Below are 20,190 nucleotides of genomic sequence, written 5' to 3' on the forward strand. Positions count from 1 at the left end.
CATTTCACTTAGTATCTATGTATTCCAAAGTCAGGAGGTAAGCATCATGAAGATTGAAAAAGTCAATGATCACCAGATTCGATGCACCCTTACCAGAGATGACCTTGCGAAACGAGACCTTAAGATCACAGAGCTTGCGTATGGAACTGATAAAGCAAAAGAGCTTTTTCAGGACATGATGCAGCAAGCCAATTTAGAATATGGCTTTGATGCAGAGGATACTCCTCTAATGATTGAGGCTATCCCTATCAATTCTGAGTGCATTGTCCTTATCATTACCAAGGTAGACGATCCTGAAGAACTTGATACGCGCTTTTCCAACTTTGCACCTTCAGTTCATGAAGATGACGAAGATGATGAAGACTACGACGAGTATGACGAGGAGGAATATGAGGACGAAGAAGAAGATGTCTCAAGTCTTTTCAGAAGGCTTCAGCATAGCAATATGTCCGATTTCTTAGACGGACCTCTTAGTTCATCTCCTCTTTCAGATTCCAAAAAGGTAAAAGAGAAGACCTCAGGCACTCGTAAAAAAGGGCAGCCAAGCAGAAAAGGTTCCAGGATCTTTTCTTTCGACTCACTACATGAAGTCATGAGATTCTCAAGTATAGTAAGCAGGAAATTCAATGGCACAAACACCTTGTATAAGAATGAAGCAAACGGTAAATTCTATCTGATACTTCATCAGGGTGATATCGAAGATGGATTATTCGCCAACATCTGTTCTCTTTTAACAGAATATGGCAAGACAGAAATAGGAAGCACTGCTACACAGCAGTTCTTAGATGAGCATTATTCAATAGTTATTCCAGATAATGCCGTTCAGACGCTTTCTAAGATTTGATCTTTAATTTAATTACTGATTTTAAAAAAAGACCGGTTCTTTCGAACCGGCCTTTTCTTTTATCTTTATTTTCTTATTACTGCTTTCCGTAAAGTGTAACAAGTTTTTCAAGATAAGCTCTGTGCTCCTTAGCATGCTCAGCTGCCATAGCATTGAGCTTAGCTGCTCTCTCAGGATTCTTGAGCTTAAGTGAAAGGTAACGAACCTCACCATCAAGGAAGCTCTGGAAGTCCTCTGTAGCTGGCTTAGAATCAAGTGTGAACTTGTTCTCTGCCTGAGGATTGAATCTGAACATATCCCAATATCCTGTAGCAACAGCCTTCTTCTCTTCGTCCATAACCTTGTTCATACCAGCCTTAAGACCCTGGTTGATACATGGTGCATAAGCGATGATAAGTGAAGGTCCCGGATAAGCTTCAGCTTCTTTGATTGCATTGATTGTCTGCTGCATGTTAGCACCCATAGCAATCTGTGCAACGTATACGTAGCCATAGCTCATAGCGATTGAAGCAAGGTCTTTCTGCTTAATCTCTTTACCACCTGCAGCGAACTGTGCAACAGCACCTGTAGGAGTAGCCTTTGAAGACTGTCCACCTGTATTTGAGTAAACCTCAGTGTTTACAACGAGAACGTTAACATCCTTACCGGAAGCAAGTACGTGATCGAGACCACCGAATCCGATATCGAATGCCCATCCGTCACCACCGAAGATCCACTGTGACTTCTTAGCAGCAAAGTCTTTATTCTTTACAACGTATTTAGCAGCATCTGAACTGTCGTTCTTAAGAGCCTCAACAAGAGCCTCTGTAGCTGCTGTGTTCTCAGAACCGATGTTGAATGTATCAAGCCACTTCTGAGCAGCATCCTTAGCAGCGCCGCCTGCAGCTACGATCTCTTCAACCTTCTCCTTGATTGCATCACGGAGAGCGTTCTGTGCGAGAACCATACCCATACCAAACTCAGCATTATCTTCGAACAGTGAGTTATCCCAAGCTGGGCCCTGTCCCTTAGCGTTTACTGTGTAAGGTGTTGAAGGTGATGAGTTACCCCAGATTGATGTACATCCTGTAGCGTTTGCAACGTACATTCTGTCACCAAAGAGCTGAGTAACAAGCTTAACGTAAGGTGTTTCACCACAACCAGCACAAGCTCCTGAGAACTCAAGGAGAGGCTGCTTGAACTGTGATCCCTTGATTGAGCCTTCACCAAACTTAGCAACAACGTCTTCCTTAATAGGAAGTGTTACAGCATAGTCGAAGTACTTCTGCTCATCCTTGTTAGCAGCGATAGCACCCATCTTAAGTGTCTCGCCCTTATTGTTACCAGGACATACATTTACGCAAGATCCGCAACCTGTACAGTCAAGAGCAGAAATAACAACTGAATACTTATATCCATCCATTCCAGCAAGTGGCTTTGTCTGAAGTCCTTCTGGAGCCTTAGCGATCTCATCGTCTGTCATAGCGATTGTACGGATTGCTGCATGAGGACATACAAGTGAGCAGAATCCACAACCGATACATGTTGAAGCATCCCAAGCAGGAACGTTTACTGCGATACCTCTCTTCTCGTATGCAGCTGATCCTGAAGGTGTAGCACCATCAACGTATGGAAGACAATCAGATACTTTAAGTGTGTTACCTTCCTGTGCATTAACCTTAGACTGGATGTTGTTAACGAAGTCGATAACATCCTTTCTTGATCCTTCTGCCTTCTTGAAGTCAAGACCTTCATCCTGTGCGTTAGCCCATGACTCAGGAATCTCAACCTTGATAAGGTTCTTTGGATCTGCACCGGCATCAATAGCTGCCCAGTTCTTCTTAACAACATCTTCACCCTTACGGCCGTATGTCTTCTGAGCTGCATCCTTCATGAACTTGATAGCATCTTCTTCAGGAATGATCTTTGTGATGTTGAAGAATGCTGACTGAAGGATTGTGTTAATTCTTGTAGGACCCATTCCAACTTCAACACCGATCTTTGAACCGTTCATGATGTAGAAGTTGATCTTGTGATCATACATGAACTTCTTAACCTGTCCAGGGATCTCAGCATCAAGCTGATCAACTGTCCATGGGCAGTTGAGAAGGAATGAACCTCCATCAACAAGTTCCTGAACCATGTTGAACTTGCGGATGTATGAAGGATTGTGGCAAGCTACGAAGTCAGCCTTCTTGATGAGGTAAGTTGACTTAATAGGTTTCTTACCAAATCTAAGGTGAGACATTGTAACACCACCAGACTTCTTAGAGTCATAGTCAAAGTATGCCTGAGCATACATGTCTGTGTTATCACCAATGATCTTGATTGAGTTCTTGTTAGCACCAACAGTACCGTCAGCACCAAGACCCCAGAACTTACAGTTTGTTGTTCCCTCAGGTGTTGTAACCAGTGGAGCACCAACTTCAAGTGAAAGATTTGTTACATCGTCTTCGATACCGATTGTGAACTCTTCCTTCTTGTCATTCTCAAATACTGCAACGATCTGTGCAGGAGTTGTATCTTTTGAACCAAGTCCATAACGTCCGCAGAATACAGGAACGCTCTCAAACTTTGTTCCCTTAAGAGCAGCGATAACATCAAGAGCAAGTGGCTCACGATATGATCCCGGCTCCTTTGTTCTATCAAGAACTTCGATTCTCTTAACTGAATCAGGAATAGCCTCAACAAGTGCCTTAGCTGAGAATGGTCTGTAAAGACGAACTTTAACAACACCAACCTTCTTGCCCTGCTTCTCAAGGTAATCGATTGTCTCTTCGATTGTATCATTTACAGAACCCATAGCTACGATAACTACTTCTGCGTTAGGATCGCCATAGTAGTTGAAAAGCTTGTAATCTGTACCAATCTTAGCGTTAACCTTATCCATGTACTTCTGAACGATTTCAGGAAGTTCGTTGTAACCTGTGTTACAAGCTTCTCTTGTCTGGAAGAAGATATCAGGGTTCTGAGCTGAGCCCATCTGGCATGGGTGGTTAGGATTAAGAGCATTAGCCTTGAATGCATCGATTGCATCATGGTTAACCATCTCGTCGAGATCCTTATAGTCCCAAACCTCGATCTTCTGAATTTCGTGTGATGTACGGAATCCATCAAAGAAGTTAATGAAAGGAATTCTACCCTCGATTGCTGCGCAGTATGCAACAGGTGTTAAGTCCATAACTTCCTGTACGCTAGAATCGCAAAGCATTGCAGCACCAGTCTGACGGCAAGCGTAAACGTCTGAGTGATCACCGAAAATGTTAAGTGCATGAGAAGCTACGCAACGAGCTGATACGTTGAACACGCCAGGGAGTCTCTCACCTGCAATTTTGTAAATATCAGGAATCATAAGAAGAAGTCCCTGAGAAGCTGTATATGTAGATGTAAGAGCACCTACTACCAGCGATCCGTGTACAGCACCTGCTGCACCGGCTTCAGACTGCATTTCTGTAATCTGAACAGTACGGCCGAAAATATTCTTCTTTCCAGCTGTTGCCCATTCATCCACATGCTCTGGCATAACAGATGATGGAGTGATCGGGTACATAGCGGCAACTTCAGTAAACGCATATGATGCATATGCAGCAGCTTCGTTACCGTCCATGGTTTTCATGTTTCTTGCCATTTTGTTTCCTCCTACCTTATTTTTGGATTATTTTGGCTCTTTATTAAATTGTCGCACAAAAACACCGTTCACACCCCTTTTCCTCCCAAGAAAAAATCAATGTGACGGAGAGAATTGCACGTATTCTGCCGCTTTCAATAGTACCACAGATTACCTATATTGTCAGCCAATTTATTTTTATTTAATTATTTCATCTGATAAAAGTTTTCGATTATAGTATTGTAAAAACAGTCTTGTTATTATAAGATATTTTTGTATCAAAGGTTGGTAACGGCAAAGCCAATCTGTTTTTTGTTATACATTTTATTTTTTTATTATGGAAGGAGACTAGTATTATGGCATACGTTATTAGTGATGGTTGCATCAGCTGTGGTTCTTGTGCTGCACAGTGCCCTGTTTCAGCTATTTCTCAGGGAGATACACAGTACGTTATCGACGCAAACACATGCATCGACTGCGGTTCATGCGCAGCTCAGTGCCCTGTTTCAGCAATCGCTCAGGGTTGAGTTCAAGGAAAAGCATAATAAAAACACAGTTCTTGAGTTCACTCAAGGGACTGTGTTTTTTTATTTTCATATTTGGCGAAGCCAAATGAACTCGGAAATGCAGATCATTTCCGAGTTCACGCTTGGACTCATTCTTTAGCGCGTCAATGCCCTCTTTCCAAATTTGCAAACTTGGTATACTGAGGAAGCCAAAGCAGCTCAACTGTGCCGATTGGGCCGTGACGCTGTTTTGCAATTATGATCTCTGCAATACCTTTTTTCTCTGTGTCTTTATTGTAATAGTCATCTCTGTAGATGAACATTACCATATCCGCATCCTGCTCGATGGCTCCTGACTCTCGAAGGTCTGAAAGCATAGGTCTGTGGTCCGGCCTTTGCTCAACTGCTCGGGAGAGCTGTGAAAGGGCTATGACAGGAACATTCAATTCTCTGGCAAGAGCCTTGAGTGATCTTGATATTTCTGATATCTCCTGCTGTCTTGATTCAGCGCTTCTTCCTGTTCCCCCTGACATAAGCTGCAAATAGTCGATCATAATAACCTGTAGGTCAAATTCCATCTTATATTTACGGCATTTGGACCTGAGCTCCTGAATGGAAATACTCGGCGTATCGTCAATTATCAGCTTTGATGATCCGATAACATCTGCACTTTCAATAAGTTTTTCCCAGTCCATATCTGACATATTACCTGTTCTGATATGCTGAGAATCTACGTGCGATTCCATGGAAAGGAGACGGTTAACGAACTGCTCCTTTGACATTTCCAGTGAAAACATGGCAACACATTTATTGTCATGAAAAGCCATATGCTCAGCAATGTTAAGCACAAAAGCTGTTTTACCCATAGCAGGTCTGGCTGCAATGAGGATGAGGTCAGAAGGCTGGAAACCCGCTGTATTATAGTCAAGATCTGTGAAGCCTGTAGCATGACCTGTAACGTTGCCCTTCATCTTGCTGGCAATCTCTATTCTGTTCAGTGCATTCATTACAACCTGATCGATTGAAACAAAATCACCTGTATTACGCTTTTGTGTGATCTGGAAAACATTCTTTTCAACGTCATTGAGAATACCTTCCATATTCTCACCGCCTGCATAGCAGTTATTTATGGTGTCCTCACTTACACGGATAAGTTTTCGGAGTGTAGACTTATCAGCAACTATCTGTGCATAGTATTTAACGTTTGCTGACGTAGGTACTGCAGAAACAAGCTCGCCAATGTACTCAACACTGCTCACATTCGGCGGAACATTTTTTTCCCGGAGGCGATTCTGAAGTGTTACCACATCAACTGCGCTTCCTTCTCTATTCAGTTCAACCATAGTCTCAAAAATCGTTCCCAGCTGTCTGTTATAAAAATCATCTGCCGTCACGATCTCTGCCGCTATCTCAATAGCATCTTTATCCATGAGCATCGCACCAACTACAGACTGTTCTGCTTCAAGACTGTTTGGTGCAACACGTTTTAACAGTGTCTCATCAGCCATTTTACTGTTCCTTTACGCTAACCTTTAAGATAGTTGTAACCTGTGGATGAAGCTTTACAGGAATCTCATATGTGCCAAAAGCCTTGATTGGTTCCGGCATTTGAAGTTTCTTTTTATCAATATCAAATCCAAACTGCTGCTTGGCTGCTGTAACTATTTCCTTTGAAGAAACAGAACCAAATACTCTTCCACCCTCTCCGGCTTTCATTGTAAGCTGAACTGTTTCCTTGCTGATTCTCTCGCCATAAGCCTGAGCTTCCTCGAGAGCGTGCTGCGCATTGATGGAATCTCTTTTCTGCTGATTCTTAAGCTCGTTTAAGTTTTTCTGAGTAGCTTCTACTCCAAGATTTTTAGGAAGTACGAAGTTTCTGGCGTAGCCATCACTTACTCTAACAATCTGTCCTTTTTTACCAAGTGATTTAACATCTTCTAATAAAATTACCTGCATCTATTATAGTTCTCCTTCGTCTATCATTTTGTCTATTGTATTCTTAACAACAACCACTGCTTCTGCTGCGGATATGCCTTCCATCTGGCATCCTGCAGAGCTCATATGGCCGCCGCCACCAAGCTTTTCCATAACTACCTGAACGTTAACCTCATCTATTGATCTGGCACTTACATAAACCTGATTCTGATACTCGGTGCAAACAAAGCTTGCCCTGACCCCCTTAATATTAAGAAGCTCGTTGGCAGCCTGTGCCCCGATTATAGTCGGACTCTGGATATCATCATTGATAAGCACTGAAATAGCATACCTTCCGCGATAAACCTCTGCCTGACTGACAGCATCAGCTTTGGCTTTGTATTCGTTGGCATCCTCTCTAAAGAGCTTTCTTACTCTTGTCACATCTGCACCGTTTCTCCTAAGGAAAGCTGCGGCCTCAAATGTGCGCACGCCGGTTTTATTCATAAAGTTATTGGTATCAATAATCATACCTGAATAAAGAGAATCTGCCTCTTCATTCTTGATCTTGACGTTTTCACCAATATACTGCAGGATCTCCGAAACCATCTCGCAGGCTGAAGAAGCATAAGGCTCAACATATGAAAGTGTGGCGTTTTCTATGATTTCAGTTCCCTGCCTGTGGTGATCAAGAACCACTATTGTCTTACAGAATCTCAAAAGCTCAGGACACTCTGTAATACTGGGCTTATTAACATCAACTACAACCAGAACGGTATTATTTCCTGCTATGTCTATAGCCTGCTGATTGTTTATGATCATGTCGTCTTCGTAATCCGGGTTGTTCTTAAACAGATCAACCAACGGCTGCATGGATGTGGTCACATCATTAAGTACGATATGACACTTTCTATCCAAAGTCTTGGCAATTCTGTAGATACCAACAGAGGAGCCAAAGCTGTCTACGTCTCCAATCCTGTGCCCCATAACAATAACGGAGTCCTTACCGGAGATAATCTCTCGAAGAGCATGAGCCTTAACCCTGGCCTTAACCCTGGTACTCTTTTCAATCTGCTGACTCTTTCCACCATAATAAGAGATGTTATCCGCACTCTTAACTACCGCCTGATCGCCGCCTCGTCCGAGAGCCAGGTCAATGGCATTCCTTGCAAACTCGTAGTTCTGTGCATATGAAAGGCCATTAAGTCCTATACCAATACTAAGAGTAACCGCCATCTCATTACCGATATTAACTGTCTTAACATCCTCAAGGAGGTCGAATCTCTGCTCTTTTAACATCTCGCAGGATTTTTTGGGCATTACTACGAAGTACTTATCTTTTTCTATTTTCTTGGCAATACCATTACAGGACGCAATATATTTGTTTATTTTTCTATCGATAAGAGCTGTCAAAAGAGATCTTCTTACTTCCTCGACACTATCAAGTGCCTCCTCATAGTTATCAAGGTAGATAAGGCCTGCTGCCAGTGACTGGTTATCAACTTCCTGAATAGCCAGTTTCAGCGCTGTCTCATCGAACATGTAAATAGCAATAAGGCTTCCCTCATAGTTTTTGGCATCAATGATATCGCTGTTGTCGGCCATCTCCTTAAGGGAGATCCTCTTCATCTTTATAGTGTAGTTACTGTTTTCATACTCTATTTCATAGGAAACTTCGTCGTATCCTGCAGGGAATTTATCCTGAGTAATACTTGGGAAAAGAGCTGTTATATTTTTTCTGAAACCTTTCTCCTGATGGACAATTCTCTCAAAAGCTATGTTAGACCAGACAACCTTTCCTGAATCATCTAGAACTGCATGAGCAAGGTCCAGCTCTCTTAAAAGCTTTTTCTGGATCTGTCCGTACTGCGTAGCAAAGCTTACAAGCTCATTCATGATGATGGGCTTGTTATAGAAATTCAGATAAATAACCGCCACAAAATACAGACCTGTAAATGCAAGGAGTATCAGCCCTGCTGTGAAATCCACTGTAAACACACCGATGTTTACCACAAGAAGCAGAATTCCAAGAAATGTAAAGACACTAAGATATGTTTTCAATTTACCTTTTAACTTAATTCTATTCTTATTAGACATATTTTGTCCTCTTCCCCAACTTTATGGACATTCTCCCTTTTAGTATACCATATTCTGTAGGATTGGGGGAAAATTAAGAAAAATGACGGTAACCCTACAGTCATACTTAAAGTAAATAAAAAAGACACTTCTTAGAATCTCTTCTAAAAAGTGTCTCTAAATACTTCAATATATAACTGTAATTACTCAGCTACGTAAGGCATAAGTGCCAAGTGGCGAGCTCTCTTAATTGCAGTTGTGAGCTCCCTCTGGTGCTTAGCGCAGTTGCCTGTGATTCTTCTAGGAAGAATCTTGCCGCTTTCAGAAACGAATTTCTTAAGCTTTGCTGTATCCTTGTAATCGATTACATTATCCTTGCCACAGAAAACGCAAACTTTCTTTCTTCTGTGCATTCCGCCCTTTCTCCTTACAGGAGCATCGGACTTATCAGACTTTGTGAAAGCCATGGTTAATTACCTCCTTAATTAATTAAAAGGAAGCTCCTCGTCAATTCCGTCAGGAATGTTCATGAAGCCATCCCCAGCCGCAGAAGGTGCAGGTTCATTTGAAGGTGCATTATCATAGCTAACGCTGCTTCCAGCAGAAGAGTTCTTAGACTCTGCAAACTCCTGATCCTCTGCAACTACATCAGTTGTGTATACCTTAACGCCATCCTTGTTGGTATAGCTACCAGTCTGGATACGTCCTGTTACGATAACTTTGGTTCCCTTCCTAAAATACTTCTCAGCGAACTCTCCAGCCTTACCAAAAGCTACGATTCCAATGAAATCAGCTGTCTGTGCATCCTGCTGATCTCTTCTCGCAAATCTTCTGTCAACTGCAAGTGTATATCTTGCAACAGCTGTTGCTGACTCTCCCTGTGAATATCTTACGTCCGGGTCTCTTGTTAAACGTCCACATAGTATAACTTTATTCATATTTTCGTCCTCTTCTATTTAAGCCTCGTTCTTAACGCATAAATATCTGATGACGCCGTCCATAATTCTCATACGAGCTTCGATCTCTGCTGGTACAGTAGGCTCGCCGTCGAACTGGATGAAGTAGTAGAAGCCTTCTGTCATTTTCTCGATCTCATAAGCGAGCTTCTTTTTACCCCAATCATCGACATTAGTAATCTGACCACCATGCTTCTCGATAGTCTTCTTTACTTTCTCGATGACTGCTGTTCTGGCATCGTCTTCGATCTTTGCACTAACAACAACGGCTAATTCGTATTTGTTCATGCTATTGTTACCTCCTTTTGGTCTCTGGCTACTTGTATCAGTCAAGCAGCAAGGAATTTATCACAGATTGGTATGTTATCATATCCGCGTGATAAATGCAAGCATTTTTCCGCATTATTTTGCGTTTTTTCTGTGGCTTTTTGCAGTGTTGACAGTTACCTTATTTCTTTTGAGTGTTATAGCTCTATCCCCTGTAATTTAGCCAGTTCTGTGAATACCTTTCCTATCTTTTCTCTTATTATAAGAGTATTCTCAGCTCCTCTGACTGCTATATCGCTCTCATTTATTACTACTAAGCTTTTTCCCCTAAAATAATTAATAAATGAAGCTGCAGGATAAACTGATAATGAAGTTCCTCCTATAATAAGCATATCAGCCTTAGAAAGAGCTTCTATTGCCCCTGACACCTGATCTTCAGGAAGACCTTCTTCATATAAAGTGATATCAGGTCTTATTACTCCGCCGCAGCTGCACTTAGGGATAGGCTCCTCAGATTCAAATATATAATCCTCCGGATACTCCTTTCCACAATTCATACAGTAGTTCCTGAGTGCACTTCCGTGAATCTCATATACAACTCTGCTGCCAGCTTTTTGATGAAGGCCATCTATATTCTGAGTTACAACGCCTTTCAGCTTTCCCGTTTTTTCAAGGGCTGCCAGATACTTGTGGGCATTGTTGGGCTCTATATTTCTGGTGTCCATCTTTTGTCTGTGGAATTCATAATAGACTTTTGGCTCATAAACAAGGCAACTATGGCTCAAAAGATATTCCGGCTGGTATTTATCAAACCTGACATCGTGCTGATTGTACAAGCCATCCTTGCTGCGAAAGTCCGGTATTCCGCTTTCAGTGGACACACCCGCTCCGCCAAAAAATACAATGTTTTCCGATGAATCTATTAGTTCTTTTAGCTTCTGAATTTCTTCCATAGTTCCCCCTTTCCAAGTTCAATATCAATTATAACAAATTGAGCCGTCCGAATACATCGAACGGCTCAAGAAATTTCTTTTTACTTGCAAAAAATATTACTGAAGGTGTGTAGCAAGACCATCATCAAGGAGCTGCTTTCTCTCATCGATAACTGCCTGGTATCCAGCTTCAAGGTACTTCTGTGAAAGTTCATCATAAAGTGCATCGAACTCTTCCTTAGGGCACATTGTGAGCTTATCACGATACTCAGCATAGAGGTCATAAAGTGTCTGGTTGTACTCTGCTACTGACTCAAGAGCCTGAGCAAACATGCAGTCTGAGTTAGCATATCCAGCGTTGTAAAGAGCTACCTGTCCATTGTAGTTAGCAAGGATGTCAGCTGTGAAATCCTGAGGAAGTCCCTGAGGAGCGATTGCAGCGATATCTTTTTCAATTGAACCAAGTGTCTTAACAGCTGTTACTGCACACCAGTAGTCAACGTTGTTGTTGTGGCCCTGCTGCTCTGCAAGACCTGACTGATCACCAACTGCTACAGGATCGCCTGCTTCGTTGTAGTTGAAGTTAACACCTTCGATACCCCATGTCATTGTGAAGAGGTTCTCTGGCTGTGAAAGCCACTCAAGGTACATCATTGCTGCTTTCATCTGATCAGCTGTTGCGTTGTTTGAGAAACCGATCATCATACCAATGTTTGAACCAGGTCTGTATGAGTTGTTTGATCCCCATGTCTCATCCTGTGTGAACTTACCAGAGTTAACGATAAGACCAAGCTTTGCGTTAGGCTCATTATCATAAAGAGCTACGAGTGTATCCATTGTTGATGAAATGTAGCCTGACCATGTGAATGACTGGCCATTTACGAAATCAGAAATTGCTTCTGAAGCATCTCTTAAGTAGTACTCAGGATTAAGATATCCATCATTGTAAAGTTCGTTCTGAAGCTTTAAGTATCTCTTCTGAGCTTCTGTTGAAAGAGCCGGGATCTGATAGTCACCAGTTGTGCACCATGTGATCTCATCCTGTGGATAATCTCTGAATCCATAGTTCTGGTCGATGCCGGCACCTGAAACCTTTGTGCCTCCTGCCGGGTGCTCATGTCCGTTCTCTACAAGCTTTGCATAGAGTTCAAGGAGCTCTGTTGTTGTCTGAGGATACTCTGTGAATCCTGCTTCCTCAAGCCAATCCTGACGATAGAATGTTCCCCATGTATAAGTTGTGTTTCCGTATGGTCTGAATCCAAGAACAAGGTAATCCTCGCCTTCAAACTTTGTGTAGTTAATGTTTCCTGAATCTACCATTGACTGATAGTATGTAGGAGCGATCTGAGCGAACTCATCAATGCTGTATGGCTGTAAATATCCATCAGACTCCCATGTTGCAAGCTTATCATAGTCATATTCCATACATACTGTAGGAAGATCCTGACCTGCTGCAAGCATAGCGTAGTCAGTCATAACATCACTTCTTGTGATTCCAACATAGCTGATGTTTACGTTGTACTTGTCACCAAAGTTCTCCTGAACCCATTTTGTCCAGTAGTTGTTCTCAACATCTGAACATCCGTTACCATTGTCACCTCTGTCATATACAGGGATCTTAATGCTAACTGTCTCAGCAAATGGCTCCCATGAGTCCATTCCGGCACCAGCTTCTGCTGTAGCCTCTGCTGATGTTGCTTCTGTTGCTGTTGCTGCTTCAGCTGTTGTTTCTGTAGCAGCCTGAGTGTCTCCACCCTCTGTTGTAGTTGCAGTCTCTGTTGAGCCACAAGCTACAATTCCCATTACCATGCTTGCGCTAAGTAATGTTGCAAGAATCTTCTTTTTCATTTCTTTCCTCCTTTATATAAGAAAATGTATGTTAATATTTTCTATTTCTCTTTTACATAGAAAAATTAAACTCCACTATGTTTATTCCTCTATATTAGAAGAATAAGCAAGTTAAACCTCGCTTCGCTTATTCCACTACATATAAGGAATAAGGAAGTTAAACCTCACTTTGTTCGGTTTAACACGTTCGCACTAGGCTCGATAAAAACCTCGCCAAGTGCTCTCAGCCAGCTCAGCCTTTTACCGCTCCAATCATTGTTCCCTGAACGAAGTATTTCTGAAGGAACGGATAGATTACAAGGATCGGTATTGTTACGAACATAATGCTGGCAGCCTGAAGTACTTCAGGTGTTGACTGTGTTGCTCCGCCCGTATCTGCAAGTGATGCTGTCTGAGCTTCTGCAGCAGATGCAACAAGCTGGTAGAGCTTGTACTGAATGAGCTTAAGGTCTGCACTTCTTGTGAAGTACATGTTATCTGCATATGAATTCCATCTGCCAACCGCATAGAAAAGAGATAATGTAGCAAGGATTGGTTTTGACAGCGGAAGTACTATTTGTCCCAGTATCTGGAAATTTGTAGCACCATCAAGGAATGCTGATTCTTCCAAACTGTCAGGAATTGTGCTCTGGAAATAGTTCTTCATTATGAGCATGTTATATGGGGAATAGATAAGTGGTAATATCAAAACCCATACTGTATCAAGTACATGAAGATCCTGGTAAAGAAGATATGCAGGAATTATACCTGCACTGAAGTACATAGGTACCATCAAAAGGAATGTAAAAATATGTCTTCCTTTCAGTCTCTTTTTTGATAAAGGATATGCCGCACATGTACATACGATCATTCCAAGTATAGTAAATACTAAAGTTACAATTGCTGAAAACAACATTGAGTGAGTCATTGTTGAGTCAGCTAAAACTCTTGTGTAAGCATCTATAGTAATGTCTTTTGGCCAGAAATAAACCTGTTTTGACATTACGGCTGTATTTCCTGATATTGACTTAGCTGCTACATGGATGAACGGAAGTACGCAGGTAAGACAAAGCAGTACTATGAACAATATCATTAAAGCATCACTAACTCTGAATTTATTAACGGCGTGAGCTCCACCTGCTGAAGTGGACACCTCTTCGCCTCGAACATTCTTCTTTGACATTTAAAGGCACCTCCTACAGCAAACCATCTTCGCCAAGTTTTTTGGCTATTCTATCTGAAATAAGTACAAGGAAAAGTCCAATGAGTGACTGGAAAAGACCTACTGCAGTCGCCATAGAGAACTTACCGGTTCCAAGACCTTTGTTATAGATATAGACAGCAAGCTGATACTGGAAGTCTTTTACCTGTGTATTCTCAAGAGCTGTAAGACGCTCGAGGTTACTTCCCATAACACGGCCAAGATTCATGATAAGCAATGTAACGATAGTGCTTCTGATACCAGGAAGTGTAATGTGCCACATTCTCTCCCATCTGTTTGCTCCATCAATCATTGCTGCCTCATAAAGCTCTCCATTAATACCGGTGATAGCTGCCAGATACAGGATTGAGCCCCAGCCCATACCCTGCCAAACACCAATCAGCAGGTATGTCACAGCCCAATGCCACTTCTCATTAAGGAATGGTATGCCTTCCTGAATGAATCCTGCGTTCATGAGTGCAATGTTCACAAGTCCTGATGCAGGCTTAAACATTGTAAGTGCTACTGAACCGATGATAGCCCATGAAAGGAAGTGTGGCAGATAAAGTATTGTCTGCGAAACTTTTTTAAATTTCTGGAAACGTAATTCATTTAAGATAAGTGCCAAAATGATAGGCATCGGAAATCCAACAAGAAGATCTGAAATATTGAATACTATTGAATTTCTAAGTGCTCTGATGAAATCGGCGTCTTTAAAGATTTTTTGGAACGTGCCAAAACCTACCCATTTGCTTCCTGCATATCCCTTAGCCGGCTTATAATCCATAAATGCCATTCTAAGTCCCGGGTAAGCACCGTAACTAAATACAAAAACTAGAATCAACGGAATAAGCAAAAGTAGGTATAACTGCCAATCGCGCTTAAGTGCATTCTTCCACGATGTGGTTGTCTTTACCCCCATGCTTTTGGTGTTACTCTTTTTCATACTATATTGCTCCTCCCCTTTTATAAGTTAAATCGTAAAATAATTTAGATGGTATATCTAATCACTTAGTCGAAAAAACTTTGCATAAACGACCATTTATCATCAACTTTATAGGTCGATATGTTGTATTTTAATAATTGGAAGGAGCAATATTTGTGGATTATGCACAAATCGTTCTCTTCAATTTTCCGTTTTACTTCTTTTCCTCAGAAAGATTTTGTGCCTGCATCCATCCTGTGTACTCCAGAATCGATGCATTATCTACTTTTGCCATGCGATGCCGCCACTCACTGGGCTGCGTTCCCATAATCTCAGAAAAGTGTCTGTTAAAGCTGGATACAGACCTAAAGCCCACCTGCTCTGATACGGAAAGGATTGATTCCTCTGTTGTGCGCAAAAGAATGCATGACTGCAGTATCCTTGTGGTATTAAGGTAGCTGAGAGGGCTTGTATTCATGATCTCATTGAACACTCTTCTGAAATGAGTCTGACTCAAATGGCACATGTCAGCCAGATCTTCTATAGGAAAATTCACCATATAATTGTCCTTGATATAATCCAGTGCAGGTGCGATAACTATGGCGTTTTCATGGGTTTCTTTATCATCCTGAGTCAGGTCTTTATTATCAGAATAGATCCTCATCATCTTCATAAAAAGAGATAACATCAGGCCCTTAACGGACAGCTGATAGTTCATTCCTTTGTGACTCAGCTCCTCAATGATCTCAGTTATAAGAAAATAAATATCCGGATAATCCTTGCGATTGATTATCATCTGAAAGTTCTGCATCATGTCTTCAAAAATATTTGCATAGGGCGAAGCTCCGCCAAAGTCGCCTTTCAGCAGCTCTGCGGGCTCAAGGAATATATATGACCAAAGACTCGCCTCTCCCTTATTACTATAAGTAGTGTGCGGAACATTGCGCGAAATGAACGTCATATCACCTGCCTTAAACTCAACAGGCCTATTGTCAAATTCGATCACGCCGCTGTCTGAATGGCATATTCCTATTTCCAGACAGTTATGGAAATGCAGCTTTCCTGACTTCACGTCCGAAATATGCCATCTGTCCCCAGATAAAAGAAGTATCGGAAAGTTCAAAGGAAGCTCATAATTTCTGTATTCTATGACTGTTTTCTTTGGTTTAGACATTCTTTTGCCCTCTTCTTCAGATGTTAAAATATCGTCTATTTCATATATTCACTTATTCTATATCAAATAGTTGAAATTGCATAGTTTTTTTATTTACTTGAATAGACTTTTCGACCATCCCAATCTATAATTTGCTCAAAATATTATTATCTTGGGATTAAAAGAGGGCACTATGGCAAATTTAATTTATGACAAAAAAGAAATTGAGAAAGCTATTGACCAGATTGTAAAAAGGACCATGAGAATGGACCTTACATGGGACTGGCCTGGTGGGGTAGCTTATTATGGCGTTTGCGAGGCATATCTTGCAACTGAAAAAACGGAATATATTGAAATGCTAAAAGAACGAATTGATGAGTACATTGAACTTGGCCTTCCATCATGGACAGTTAACACATGTGCTATGGGCCATGCAATGCTTACCCTTTACGAATATTCAGGAGACGAAAAGTATCTCGATATAGCAAAAAGCAAAATCGACTATTTGGAAAAAGATGCTCTTCGCTTTGGAGACAACGTTCTCCAGCACACTGTTTCAGTTAACAACGATTTCCCTGAACAGTGCTGGGCGGACACTTTATTCATGGCTGCATTCTTTCTATTAAGAGCCGGCGTTCTCTTGAAAGATGAAAAACTTATAGATGATGCTCTTAATCAGTATTACTGGCACATCAAATATCTTCAGGCCCCTGCATCAGGTCTTTTCTATCATGGTTACAATAACATCACAAAAGACCACATGTCCGGATTTTATTGGGGACGTGCTAATGCCTGGGCTGCATACACCATGTCTGAAGTTGGTCGTGTTCTTCCAGAGTGCTATCTGTATCCCAAATTCCTAGACATCGTTGGTTCTCTTAATGAACAGCTAGCTTCAATTAAACTTTTGCAGACTGAGAATGGGCTTTTTAGAACAATTCTTGATGATCCTGATTCATATGAGGAGATATCAGCCTCCTGCGGAATCGCAGCTGCAATGATAAACAAAGGAAATCCTCTTCACATCAAATACATCAATAAAGCTACCAAGGGTATACTTGAGAACATCTCTGAAGATGGAAGAGTTCTCAATGTTTCAGGTGGTACTGCTGTTATGAAAGACAGAGATGGCTACAGAAACATCTCAAGAGACTGGATCCAGGGTTGGGGCCAGGGTCTTGCACTGGCCTACTTATCAGGAGTCTTAAATTACGACAAGGTAAGAAGTGATGGCGCACTTTAATCAACATAAACACTTTGGGGGACAAACCGATGGATTCACAAAATAGTCAAACTAAGGGAGGATTCACTCTCCCTGGAGAATCAGGCTACGAGAAACTCACTCTTGATCTGGCACAGAAATGGGGAGCAGATGTAATCAGAGATAGTGATGGAACTGTTTTATCAGATGAAATCCTTAATTCCGGATATGGAATCTATTCAACCATCTGCATAATCAGAGATCACAATGCATGGGCAAAAGAAAATATGGACAAGCTTCAACAGACATTTTTGATGACACAGCCAAAAATAGCTGAAGACTCTTACCTGACTTTTCATTTGCTTGATGATTTTTTTGAAGAACAATTCATGGTCAATGACAGCAAGGCTTCAATGAAGTACTGGCAGGTATTTGACAGAACTACTAATCAGGAAGTAAGTAGCAATTTTTGGACCTATGAAAAAGAAGCAGGAAATGTCATAGTTAACAATGTCATACCTTGGCACAGATATACTGTTAGTTTCCTGGCTTATCGTATATGGGAAGAAATTTCCATGTACAATCACACAACAAATAACTGGGACAAAGAGCATCTTATGCAGATTGATCCCATATATCCTGAGACACAGGAATACATGCTCACTTGGCTTCGTAACTGGTGCGAAACACATCCTGCTACTACAGTAGTAAGATTTACTTCTATGTTTTATAACTTTGTCTGGATCTGGGGAAGCAATACACGCAATCGGAATCTTTTTACTGATTGGGGTTCATATGATTTTACTGTCAGTCCCAAGATGCTTGAAAATTTTGCTGAAAAATATGGCTATAAACTTACCGCAGAAGATTTTATCAACAAAGGTAATCTCCACGTAACGCATATGCCACCTGTAAAAACACAGTTAGACTACATGGATTTCGTAAACTCTTTTGTAGTTTCATTTGGAAAAAAGCTCGTCGATATCGTTCACGAATATGGTAAAAAAGCTTATGTTTTCTACGATGACAGTTGGGTTGGTGTTGAGCCATACAGCAATAGGTTTAAAGACTTTGGTTTTGATGGTCTGATCAAATGCGTCTTTTCCGGCTATGAAGTTAGACTTTGTGCCGGTGCTGACATAGAAACTCATGAACTGCGATTCCACCCTTACCTCTTCCCGGTTGGACTTGGTGGTCTTCCAACCTTCGCTCCAGGCGGAGATCCAACAAGAGATGCAAAAGAGTATTGGAATCATACTAGAAGAGCTTTACTCCGTGCTAAGATTGATCGTATTGGTCTTGGTGGCTATTTACATCTTGTTCAGGATTTCCCAGACTTTGTTGATTATATCGCAAAGATATCAGATGAATTTAGAACCATCAGAGACCTTCATGAATCTGGCGCTCCTTATACACTAGATATAAATGTAGCTGTTCTTCACAGCTGGGGAAAACTTAGAAGTTGGACATTAAGTGGCCACTTCCATGAGACATATATGCACGATCTTATTCATATCAATGAAGCTTTATCAGGCCTCCCTGTAAATGTATCATTTATAAGCTTCAATGATCTTAAAACAACTGACTTATCCAAATACCAAATTATCATAAATGCCGGCGCTGCAGATACAGCATGGAGCGGCGGAGATAATTGGAGAGATCCTGCGGTTGAAGAAATACTGACTAAATGGGTATATGAGGGTGGAACATTTATTGGTGTCAATGAGCCTTCAGCTGTAGAAGGCTTTGACGCCGCATTTAAGATGTCTTCTGTCCTTGGTGTAGACAAAGATACTTCTGCAAGAGTTTGCCATGGAAAATGGTCATATGAAATATCAGATGTTAACGGTTTAATTCCTGAAGGAAGTAATATTCCTGAGAGAGCTCATGTTCATCTTACGGATGGAAATGCCAAGGTCCTGGCTGACGCGAATGGTAATCCACTATTAACCTACAATGAGTTTGGTAAAGGGAAAGGCATCTACCTGTCAACTTTTGAAACAACATCATTAAACAACCGATTATTGTTTAATATCCTTTTATTCGCAGCCAATAAGCCATTAGAGCAAGACTATATTACTGATAATCCAGCGACTGAATGTGCTTATTTCCCTGCTAACAAGAAGCTAATTGTTATAAACAACTCAGATTCTGTACAGTCTACTACAGTAACAACCGAGTATGGAAAGAAAACCTTCAACGATATTGCACCGTTTGATACAGTCATCGTTGAACTATGATTTAAATGTCACTCTTCCTAATATAGTTTGTGTTGAAATAGCGGTGGTCCCATGATCACCGCTATTTCTATTCAAAAAATATTAATATAATCACTAATCCATATTAACGATTAAATAAATTGAGGAGTAATAAATTCATTATTCTTAGCACAAAAAAACCAATAAGCATACACTTATTGGTTCTTATTAGAGGTGACAGGCGGATTTGAACCGTCGATCAGGGTGTTGCAGACCCACGCCTTACCACTTGGCTATGTCACCTTATTTAATTGAAATGACTCCGACGAGAATCGAACTCGTGTTACCGCCGTGAAAGGGCGATGTCTTGACCGCTTGACCACGGAGCCTTATGCTTAGCGATCTCGCTGTCGCTATTGCTTGCCTTCCTTATCTAATCTATCAGACTTAAGTACATATCGTCAATACTTAGATAAGATATCTGCACTAAACTTGAAAACTCTCATTAAGTGCTTTAGCTCCCCCTGTCGGACTCGAACCAACGACACTTCGGTTAACAGCCGAATGCTCTACCGACTGAGCTAAGGAGGATTATAAGATACTG

The 20,190-nt window shown here is 41.2% G+C and carries 16 protein-coding genes and 3 tRNA genes; 4 read left to right on the forward strand and 15 right to left on the reverse strand.

The window, feature by feature from the left end; translation table 11 throughout:
- Window positions 1–46 precede the first annotated feature (46 nt).
- Window positions 47–844: an adaptor protein MecA gene (locus tag BM146_RS10635; protein ID WP_074888441.1), complete on the forward strand. Its 798-nt coding sequence runs from the start codon at window positions 47–49 to the stop codon at window positions 842–844.
- A gap of 76 nt (window positions 845–920) precedes the next feature.
- Here BM146_RS10635 and nifJ read toward each other — a convergent pair whose 3' ends face one another.
- The gene (gene nifJ, locus BM146_RS10640; protein ID WP_074888443.1) at window positions 921–4,451 is read right to left on the reverse strand and encodes a pyruvate:ferredoxin (flavodoxin) oxidoreductase; all 3,531 of its coding nucleotides are present in this window, start codon (window positions 4,449–4,451) and stop codon (window positions 921–923) included.
- A gap of 335 nt (window positions 4,452–4,786) precedes the next feature.
- Between nifJ and BM146_RS10645 the strand changes: the two genes are divergently transcribed.
- A complete protein-coding gene (locus BM146_RS10645) occupies window positions 4,787–4,957 on the forward strand; it encodes a DUF362 domain-containing protein (protein WP_022775247.1) in 171 nt (56 codons plus the stop codon).
- 143 nt (window positions 4,958–5,100) lie between these two features.
- Here BM146_RS10645 and dnaB read toward each other — a convergent pair whose 3' ends face one another.
- From dnaB to BM146_RS10700, 11 genes are all read right to left on the reverse strand, one after another.
- Window positions 5,101–6,444, reverse strand: a complete 1,344-nt coding sequence (dnaB, locus tag BM146_RS10650; protein WP_074888446.1) for a replicative DNA helicase — start codon at window positions 6,442–6,444, stop codon at window positions 5,101–5,103.
- A gap of 1 nt (window position 6,445) precedes the next feature.
- Complete coding sequence (gene rplI, locus BM146_RS10655) at window positions 6,446–6,892, reverse strand: 50S ribosomal protein L9 (protein ID WP_074888449.1); 447 nt, start codon at window positions 6,890–6,892, stop codon at window positions 6,446–6,448.
- Window positions 6,893–6,895: 3 nt separating this feature from the next.
- Window positions 6,896–8,947, reverse strand: coding sequence for a DHH family phosphoesterase (locus tag BM146_RS10660; RefSeq protein WP_074888452.1), 2,052 nt, complete (start codon window positions 8,945–8,947; stop codon window positions 6,896–6,898).
- A 182-nt stretch (window positions 8,948–9,129) separates the two neighbouring features.
- Window positions 9,130–9,393 carry a 30S ribosomal protein S18 gene (gene rpsR, locus BM146_RS10665; protein ID WP_074888456.1) on the reverse strand — a complete coding sequence of 88 codons (264 nt, stop codon included), beginning with the start codon at window positions 9,391–9,393 and terminating at the stop codon, window positions 9,130–9,132.
- 18 nt (window positions 9,394–9,411) lie between these two features.
- Window positions 9,412–9,864, reverse strand: a complete 453-nt coding sequence (locus BM146_RS10670) for a single-stranded DNA-binding protein (RefSeq protein WP_074888459.1) — start codon at window positions 9,862–9,864, stop codon at window positions 9,412–9,414.
- A gap of 18 nt (window positions 9,865–9,882) precedes the next feature.
- Window positions 9,883–10,170 carry a 30S ribosomal protein S6 gene (rpsF, locus tag BM146_RS10675; RefSeq protein WP_074888463.1) on the reverse strand — a complete coding sequence of 96 codons (288 nt, stop codon included), beginning with the start codon at window positions 10,168–10,170 and terminating at the stop codon, window positions 9,883–9,885.
- Window positions 10,171–10,346: 176 nt separating this feature from the next.
- On the reverse strand, window positions 10,347–11,102 hold the full coding sequence (locus BM146_RS10680) for an NAD-dependent protein deacylase (RefSeq protein WP_074888467.1): 756 nt from the start codon (window positions 11,100–11,102) through the stop codon (window positions 10,347–10,349).
- 96 nt (window positions 11,103–11,198) lie between these two features.
- Window positions 11,199–12,929: a type 2 periplasmic-binding domain-containing protein gene (locus BM146_RS10685; RefSeq protein ID WP_074888470.1), complete on the reverse strand. Its 1,731-nt coding sequence runs from the start codon at window positions 12,927–12,929 to the stop codon at window positions 11,199–11,201.
- A gap of 232 nt (window positions 12,930–13,161) precedes the next feature.
- The gene (locus BM146_RS10690) at window positions 13,162–14,091 is read right to left on the reverse strand and encodes a carbohydrate ABC transporter permease (RefSeq protein WP_083413496.1); all 930 of its coding nucleotides are present in this window, start codon (window positions 14,089–14,091) and stop codon (window positions 13,162–13,164) included.
- 13 nt (window positions 14,092–14,104) lie between these two features.
- Window positions 14,105–15,055 carry an ABC transporter permease gene (locus BM146_RS10695; protein ID WP_074888473.1) on the reverse strand — a complete coding sequence of 317 codons (951 nt, stop codon included), beginning with the start codon at window positions 15,053–15,055 and terminating at the stop codon, window positions 14,105–14,107.
- A 193-nt stretch (window positions 15,056–15,248) separates the two neighbouring features.
- Complete coding sequence (locus BM146_RS10700) at window positions 15,249–16,208, reverse strand: helix-turn-helix domain-containing protein (protein WP_074888476.1); 960 nt, start codon at window positions 16,206–16,208, stop codon at window positions 15,249–15,251.
- Between the two features lie 172 nt (window positions 16,209–16,380).
- On the opposite strand from BM146_RS10700, the gene BM146_RS10705 reads away from it, so the two are divergent.
- Together BM146_RS10705 and gnpA are read left to right on the forward strand one after the other, a co-directional pair.
- Entirely contained in the window at window positions 16,381–17,430 is a 1,050-nt protein-coding gene (locus tag BM146_RS10705) for a glycoside hydrolase family 88/105 protein (protein WP_074888479.1), read from the forward strand.
- 29 nt (window positions 17,431–17,459) lie between these two features.
- Window positions 17,460–19,628 (forward strand): 1,3-beta-galactosyl-N-acetylhexosamine phosphorylase, encoded by a 2,169-nt coding sequence (gnpA, locus tag BM146_RS10710; protein WP_074888482.1) that lies wholly within the window; start codon window positions 17,460–17,462, stop codon window positions 19,626–19,628.
- Between the two features lie 190 nt (window positions 19,629–19,818).
- Here gnpA and BM146_RS10715 read toward each other — a convergent pair.
- From BM146_RS10715 to BM146_RS10725, 3 genes are all read right to left on the reverse strand, one after another.
- Window positions 19,819–19,889, reverse strand: a tRNA-Cys gene (locus BM146_RS10715).
- Between the two features lie 14 nt (window positions 19,890–19,903).
- Window positions 19,904–19,975, reverse strand: a tRNA-Glu gene (locus BM146_RS10720).
- Window positions 19,976–20,104: 129 nt separating this feature from the next.
- Window positions 20,105–20,177: transfer RNA gene (locus BM146_RS10725), tRNA-Asn, on the reverse strand.
- Window positions 20,178–20,190: the final 13 nt, after the last annotated feature.

It is taken from the genome of Butyrivibrio proteoclasticus (genome assembly GCF_900115735.1).
Classification (GTDB): Bacteria; Bacillota; Clostridia; order Lachnospirales; family Lachnospiraceae; genus Butyrivibrio; species Butyrivibrio proteoclasticus_B.